The sequence below is a fragment of the Streptomyces sp. NPDC055099 genome (genome assembly GCF_053607685.1).
On sequence record NZ_JBSGUA010000010.1, the window covers coordinates 349,185 to 356,095 of the forward strand.

A 6,911-nucleotide genomic window follows, 5' to 3' on the forward strand; every position below is an offset into this window, starting at 1 on the left:
CGCCTGCCCGTCCGAGAAGGGACCGCGCCCATGCCGCAGAAACACCGCAGACCACGCAAGAAACTGGCCGCCGTCGCCGCGGCCACCGCGCTCCTCGCCACCGGCGGAGCCCTGGGTACCTCCACCGCCCTGGGGGCGCCCACCGCGGCCCCGGTGGCGGTCCGGGCCGCCGACGGCCCGCACGTCGTCGGCGAGAAGTGGATCGACTCCCGCACCGTCGACCTCACCGTGCACTCACCCGCCGTGGGCAAGCAGCTCCCCGTACGCGTCATCCTGCCTGCCCGCTTCAAGGAACAGCCCGACCGCACCTGGCCCGTGCTCTACCTGCTCCAGGGCGCTCACGACGACTACACGTCCTGGACCCGCGAGACGGACGTCGAGGAGTTCCTGGCCGACAAGGACGTCCTCACCGTGATCCCGGCGTCGGGCCCCACCGGCATTCCCACCGACTGGTGGAACCACGGCAGCCCCACCGCCCCCGACTACGAGACCTTCCAGGTCGAGGAGTTGGCGGGGCTTCTGCGCGCCACCTACCGGGCCAACGGCACCCGCGCCGTCGCCGGAGTCTCCACCGGTGGCTACGGCGCCATGGCGTTCGCCGCCCGGCACCCCGGCACCTTCGGTGCGGCCGCCTCGTACAGCGGCGTCCTGGACACCACGGCCCTCGGCATGCCGACGGTGATGAACGCCATCGTCGCCCGGGAGCTCCAACTGCCCTCCGCCCTCTGGGGCAGTCCCTTCCTGCACCGCGAGAACTGGAACCGCCACAACCCCGCCGCCCTCGCCGAGCACTTGGCCGGCACCCGGCTCTACGTCTCGCAGGGCAGCGGCATCCCCAGCAGCGACTTCGGCAACCTGGAGGGCGCGATCCTGGAGGGCACGCTGTGGAGCCAGGCGCACGCGTTCACGCGGAAGCTGGACCGTGCCGGCGTCCCGGCGACGGTCAACTTCTACCGTGGGGGCTCCCACGCCTGGCCGTCCTGGCAACGGGAGTTCAAGGCTTCCTGGCCGACGCTGGCGGCGGGCCTTGGGCTGCCCGCGCGGGCGTCCTGACGTCGGCGGAGATGCGGGCGAGCCGCCGCTCGTCGGGCCACCGCACCGCGCTCGCCCACGAGGCCAGCTCGAAGAGGCGGATCAGCCGGGCACTGGAGTCGATCTGGCCGCGTAGCACCCCGTGCCGGGCGGACGTCGGGTCGGCGTGATGGAGGTTGTGCCAGGACTCGCCGCCGGAGAACGGCGCGAGCCACCAGACGTTCCCCGAGCGGTCCCGGGCCCGGAAGGGGCGGTCCCCGCTGATGTGGCAGATCGAGTTGATCGACCAGGTGACGTGATGCAGCAGACCGATGCGGACGAGACCCGCCCAGAAGAAGGCGGACCAGGCGGCGCCGGAGTCCCAGGCGCCCTCACCCCAGAGACCGCCCACCACCGCGGGCGCACCGAACGAGAACAGCACGATCAACGGCTGCCAGCGCGCCACCATGACCAGATCGCGGTCGGCGAGGAGGTCGGGGACGTACTTGCGCTGGTCCGTCTTGTCGTTGTTGAAGGTCCAGCCGACGTGCGCCCAGACCATGCCCTTGAGCAGGGCGCGTACGGAGGTCCCGAACCGCCAGGGGGAGTGCGGGTCCCCCGGTTGGTCCGCGAACCGGTGGTGGCGGCGGTGATCGGCGCACCACGTGATCGCGTCGCCCTCGACGGCCATCGTCCCGGCCACCGCGAGGGCGATCTTGAGGGGGCGGGCGGCCTTGAACGCCTTGTGCGTGAACAGGCGGTGGTAGCCGATGGTGATGCCGTGCACGGCGACGGCGTACATCACCGCGCCGATCACCAGGTCGTGCCAGGTGACCCCCCACCCCCACAGCACGACGACGGACGCGATCACCGCGACGAAGGGAATTCCGACGAACACCCCCACGACGACCCGGTCCGCAGTGCCCATACGTTCGCCCTGGACGGCGTTCACGCTCTCTTCTTCCATGAGATTTTCTCACCTTTCAGCGCGGGCTTTCAGTGCGGGTGAGCCGGACATTAGCGACGGAATTACGGAGGCCTCTACTCGGAAAGTGATGACAGAGCCTGGGCTTGATTAGCGATCCCGATGAATTGCGGCCGATCTGCTTGTGGAAGGCGCATGTTCCGCCGCACTGTATGGACCCGTTGGACAACTGTGCCGAAGGAGGAACCTCATGGATGTGCTCGCAGAAGCGGTCGTCGCGGGAGCCGATGCGGACGAGTTGCGCCGACTTCCCGTACCCGCCGAATTCACCGCCGCGCATCTGCGGAGGGAAGACGTGGAGAGTTTCACGGGGGTCGCGGACAAGGATGTCCGAAAGACACTTCATGTCGGCCCGGTGCCGATGCCGGAACTCGCCCCGGACGAAGTCCTGGTGGCCGTCATGGCGAGCGGAATCAATTACAACACTGTGTGGTCGGCGATGTTCGAGCCGTTATCCACATTCTCTTTCCTGCGGCATTTCGGTGCGAAAGGAGGGTGGGCGGAGCGGCACGACCGGCCCTTCCACGTGGTGGGTTCGGACGCGGCCGGTGTCATCGTCCGTACGGGGGCCGGGGTGCGCCGCTGGAACATCGGCGACGAGGTCGTGGTCAGCCCCGCCTACGTGGACGACGAGGAGCCGGCGACCCACGCCGACGGCATGCTGGGCGACGCGCAGCTCGCCTGGGGCTTCGAGACCAACTTCGGCGGCCTCGCCCACTACTGCGTGGCCCGCGCCAGTCAACTCCTGCGCAAGTCGGACCGGTTGACCTGGGAGGAGGCGGCAGCCAACCCGCTGTGCGCGGGCACCGCCTACCGCATGCTGGTCAGCGACCGCGGCGCGCGGATGACCCAGGGCGACGTCGTGCTGATCTGGGGCGCGGCGGGCGGCCTCGGCGCGTACGCGGCGCAGCTCGTGCGCAACGGCGGCGGCATCGCGGTGGGTGTGGTCGGCAGCGAGGAGAAGGCGGAGCGCGCCCGTGCCTTCGGCTGTCACGCGGTGATCAACCGCGCCGAGATCGGGCTGACCGGCACCGCTCCGGCCGATCCGGCGGCGGTCGGCAAGAGGCTCGGCAAGCGGATACGCGCCGAGGCGGGGGAGGACCCGCACATCGTGTTCGAGCACGTCGGCAGGGCGACCTTCGGGGTCTCCGTGTTCGTGGTCCGCCGGGGCGGCGCCGTCGTCACCTGCGGATCGAGCACCGGCTACCTCCACGAGTTCGACAACCGCTACCTCTGGATGCGGCTCAAGCGCGTCATCGGCAGCCACGGCGCCAATCTCCAGGAGCAGGCCGCGGTGGCCCGCCTCTTGGACCTCGGTCACATCCGGCCCGCGCTGTCGGTGACGTACGACCTCCAGGACACCGCCGAGGCCGCCCGCCTCGTCCAGACGAACCATCACACGGGAAAGGTCGGCGTGCTCGCGCTCGCGCCGAGAGCCGGTCTGGGCAGGCGTGGCCCGGCCCTGACATGAACGGAGACGGGCCCTCCCCATCCGTGGGAGGGCCCGTCCCGCGTGCGTCCGCGCTCAGCGCACCCTCACGAAGACGACGGGCGAGATGGCGCGGCCTCCCACGATGCGCAGGGCGTTGCGGCCCTTGAGGCCGAGCTTGACCCGCATCTTGTAGGTCCCGTTGCGCGCGGTGTAGACCGACGCGGGCAGCGACACCCAGCGCTTGCCCTGCTTCTGCTGGAGCGTGACGCGCGTACCGGGCTTCATGTTGCGGCCGACTCCGTAGATGTAGAAGTTCTGCCACGCGCGCACCTTGGCCGTGGTCGACTTCGCCGTCAGTGTCGGACGCGGGGCCGCGGTCGCGGCGGCGCCGGGCGCGGGAGAGGTGTGCGGGCTCACGGCGCCGGCACCGGCCGCCGCGGGACCCGCCAGAACGGCCAGAGCCGCGATTCCCGCCACCGCCGTGTACTTCACCGACGTGTACTTCAGCTTCAACCGGTTCACGGTCAACTTCATTTCTCCATCTGTCCGTTGAATTCCGCTCGGACCCGGCTGCGCGGGGGTTCGCTTCCTGGTCGAACCATGTGTAGACCGCGTGAAGATGAACGAATCAGATGAACAGGCGTCTTTTGGATAAGTTGACCCAAGTGCCTCACGTGCCCGGTGGTTCCCACCCGCACGGCGGTGTCCACTCGACCGCGCCCAGCGCGGGGCCGTGCTCGATCGCGGTGATCAACTGATGGACGGAGGCGGCACCGACCGGCCCGGCCACGGAGACGACTCCGGCGAGTGCCTTGTGCGCCCGGCGCCAGGCCCTGCTGTGCCGGCCGCGCAGATGCTCGACGAGGGCGTGGGCGTACTGCGTCATGGAGCGCGCCCATATGTCGTGCCGCGTCTGCGTGCCGGCCGACGCGCGGCGGACACTGTGCAGGGCGTCGGCCGGGCGGACGCGGGCCTGCGCCACGGCGAGCCCCGCCCAGCTGACCGCGGCGGGCGGGCCGTGGTCGGCGTGGACCGGGACGGTGTGGGCGGCCTCCCGCAAGTGCTCGATGGCGCGCTCCGTCTCGCCGTCGCGCAACGCGATGACGCCTTGTACGTGGGCGACCCGGCCGATGGTCGCGTCGTCCCCGGAGAGCATGGCGGCCCGCCAGGCCTGGCCGAGGAGTTCCTCGGCCTCCGGCGCGCCCGTGCAGGCCGCGAGCCAGCCGGCCAGCCACAGGGCCTGGCCGCTGCTTACGGTGTCCGCGGGCCCGGCCACGGTGTCCGCGCGCCCGAGCGGCAGCAGCCGCCGCAGGTGCTCGCGCCCCTCGGCGGCGTGTCCGCAGACCGCCCACCAGAACCACAGGTCCACGACCATGCCGAGGGCGGTCGCACCCCGGTCGGCACTGTCCGGACCTCGTTCCAGCGCGGTCCGCAGGTTCGGCTCCTCGTCGCGCAGCAGCAGGGTCGCCTGCTCGTGCCGTCCGGTGCTCCACAGCTGGTGTGCGGTGGCGGCGACGGTGCGGTACCAGTCGAGGTGGCGGGCCGCCGCCGCGGCGGACTCGCCCGCGGACTCCAGGCGTTCGGCGCCGAAGCCGCGGGCCGCCGCGGGCAGCCGGTAGCGGGGCTGCAGCACGCCACCGGGGTCACGCACCGGTTCCAGGACCGAGGCCAGGACGAGGCGGGCCAGGCAGGACGCCACCCGCGCCGGGTCGAGTCCGCCGCCCGCGCACACGTGGACGGCGGCGTCCTCGTCGAACTCGCCCGGGAACACGCTGAGCCGCGCCCAGACGCTGCGTTCGTCCTGCCCGCACAGCGCGTAACTCGCGCCCACGGCGGCCCGCAAGGACCGGTGGCGGCGTAGGGGAGCCTGGGGCCCGCCGAGCCAGCCCTGGGTGCGCCGCAGCATGTGCGCGAGGCGCGTCGGCGGATGCAGGAGGGTCTGCGTGGCGGCGAGTTCCAGGGCGAGCGGTACGCCTTCGAGCCGTGCGCAGATGTCGCTCACGGCGCGCAGTTCGGCTTCGTCGGGTGGGGCGGGAGGGGGCGAGGAGGGCGCGCCGGTGCCCGGAGCCGACCGCGTCTCCGCCCGGCGCCGGACTCCGCGCGCACGCTCCATGAAAAGCTCCACCGCGGGCCCGGGCCCCTCATCCGTACCGGGTGCGCCTACCCCTACGCCTACGGGAAGCGGCCTGAGGTGCAGCACCAACTCCTGGCCGAGGCCAAGCGGCTGCCGCCCCGTGGCGAGAACGCGTACGCCCGGCGCACGTTGCAGCAACGACTGCACGAGCCGCACGCACTCCTCCCGTACGGGATCGAAGTCATCCAGCACGACAAGCACCCGGCGACCCCGAAGCCGCGCAATAAGCTCCGCCTCACCGACCGGCCCCGCCGCCCCGACCCTCCGCCCACCTCCAGCAGAGACCACACCATCCCCACACCCAGCGGCCCCGGACTCCCCGCCGGGCTCTTGGTCCGGCTCTCGGCCCTGCGCGCCGCGGGGGGCTTCGCCCGGGTTTCCGGCTGGCCGTCGGCCCTGCACGTCGCGCGGGGCTTCGCCCGGTTTCCCGTCCGGCTTCCGGTTCGGCTCTCGGTCCTGCGCGTCGCGGGAGCCTTCGCCCGGTTTCTCGTACGGCTCCCGGTCCGGCTCTCCGCCCTGCACGCCGCGCGGCACCTCGTCCGGTCCACCGTCCGGCTCTCCACCGGGCTTTTCGCCCGGCACCCCGCCCGGTTTTCCGCCTGGCTCCCAACCCGGCTCTCCACCTGGCTCCCAGCCCGGCTCTCTGCCCTGCAAGCGCGGCACCTTGCCCAGTTCGCCACCCGGCACCCCGCCCGGTTCGCCACCCGGCACCCCGCCCGATTCGTCACCCGGGTCCCAGCCCTGCACTCCCCCCGGCTCCCCGTCCATCGCCTCGATCACCGCCCGTGCCACCGACTGCCCCCGCGCGGTGCCGCCGTCCCACCAGCGCACGACGATCACGCCGTCCGTCAGTTGGCTGCTCACCGCCGCCGCGGCGTGTGCCGCGAGGGCGCTCTTGCCGACTCCCGCGCCGCCCGTCACCGTCACCAGCCTGCTCCGGGCCAGCAGGCCGCGCAGTTCCGACAGTTCTTCGGCCCGGCCCAGCAGGCCACCCCCGCGCACACGCACTCGCCCTGTCATCCCCTTCATGCCCGGGCCCTTCCATGCCGCGAGCCCGTCTGCCCGCCCCACGCCACACTGCCCTGCAGAATCGTCTCTGCAATGAATTCGCCAGATCCTCTAACTCCGCGTCCCGATCTGGGTTACGGGGCGGACCACGGGGCGAAGGTCCGGGCCGCCGCTCAGGCAGATCGGCCGTCGTCGGCGTCCTGTCCCACGTGACCAAGAACGAGCAGGAGCAGCCGGCCCACCACAGGCCGGCGCCACAGGGACCGGGGCAGGAGCGGCTTTCCGCGGGGGAGACCTGGCGGGCGCTGTACCGCTACATCCGCCCGCACCGCTGGGTCGTC

Annotated in this window: 5 protein-coding genes; 2 read left to right on the top strand and 3 right to left on the bottom strand. The window is 72.0% G+C overall.

Going from position 1 to position 6,911, the window contains the following annotated elements; translation table 11 throughout:
- The first annotated feature begins 30 nt into the window (after positions 1-30).
- Positions 31-1,053 carry an alpha/beta hydrolase gene (locus tag ACWFRU_RS25380; protein ID WP_453690461.1) on the top strand — a complete coding sequence of 341 codons (1,023 nt, stop codon included), beginning with the start codon at positions 31-33 and terminating at the stop codon, positions 1,051-1,053.
- Here the strand turns inward: ACWFRU_RS25380 and ACWFRU_RS25385 are convergent.
- Positions 995-1,978 (bottom strand): acyl-CoA desaturase, encoded by a 984-nt coding sequence (locus ACWFRU_RS25385; RefSeq protein WP_453690462.1) that lies wholly within the window; start codon positions 1,976-1,978, stop codon positions 995-997. The two genes, ACWFRU_RS25380 and ACWFRU_RS25385, sit on opposite strands and share 59 nt — an antisense overlap.
- Before the next feature lie 208 nt (positions 1,979-2,186).
- On the opposite strand from ACWFRU_RS25385, the gene ccrA reads away from it, so the two are divergent.
- Positions 2,187-3,467: a crotonyl-CoA carboxylase/reductase gene (ccrA, locus tag ACWFRU_RS25390; RefSeq protein ID WP_453690463.1), complete on the top strand. Its 1,281-nt coding sequence runs from the start codon at positions 2,187-2,189 to the stop codon at positions 3,465-3,467.
- Positions 3,468-3,521: 54 nt separating this feature from the next.
- Here ccrA and ACWFRU_RS25395 read toward each other — a convergent pair whose 3' ends face one another.
- Together ACWFRU_RS25395 and ACWFRU_RS25400 are read right to left on the bottom strand one after the other, a co-directional pair.
- Positions 3,522-3,962 carry a hypothetical protein gene (locus tag ACWFRU_RS25395; RefSeq protein WP_453690464.1) on the bottom strand — a complete coding sequence of 147 codons (441 nt, stop codon included), beginning with the start codon at positions 3,960-3,962 and terminating at the stop codon, positions 3,522-3,524.
- Between the two features lie 136 nt (positions 3,963-4,098).
- Positions 4,099-6,591 (bottom strand): hypothetical protein, encoded by a 2,493-nt coding sequence (locus tag ACWFRU_RS25400; RefSeq protein ID WP_453690465.1) that lies wholly within the window; start codon positions 6,589-6,591, stop codon positions 4,099-4,101.
- Positions 6,592-6,911: the final 320 nt, after the last annotated feature.

Excerpts from the sequence above, each read along its gene's own strand:
- ACWFRU_RS25380 (WP_453690461.1), top strand. The coding sequence starts at position 31 with ATGCCGCAGAAACACCGCAGACCACGCAAGAAACTGGCCGCCGTCGCC.
- ACWFRU_RS25385 (WP_453690462.1), bottom strand. The coding sequence starts at position 1,978 with ATGGAAGAAGAGAGCGTGAACGCCGTCCAGGGCGAACGTATGGGCACT.
- ccrA (WP_453690463.1), top strand. The coding sequence starts at position 2,187 with ATGGATGTGCTCGCAGAAGCGGTCGTCGCGGGAGCCGATGCGGACGAG.
- ACWFRU_RS25395 (WP_453690464.1), bottom strand. The coding sequence starts at position 3,962 with ATGAAGTTGACCGTGAACCGGTTGAAGCTGAAGTACACGTCGGTGAAG.
- ACWFRU_RS25400 (WP_453690465.1), bottom strand. The coding sequence starts at position 6,591 with ATGAAGGGGATGACAGGGCGAGTGCGTGTGCGCGGGGGTGGCCTGCTG.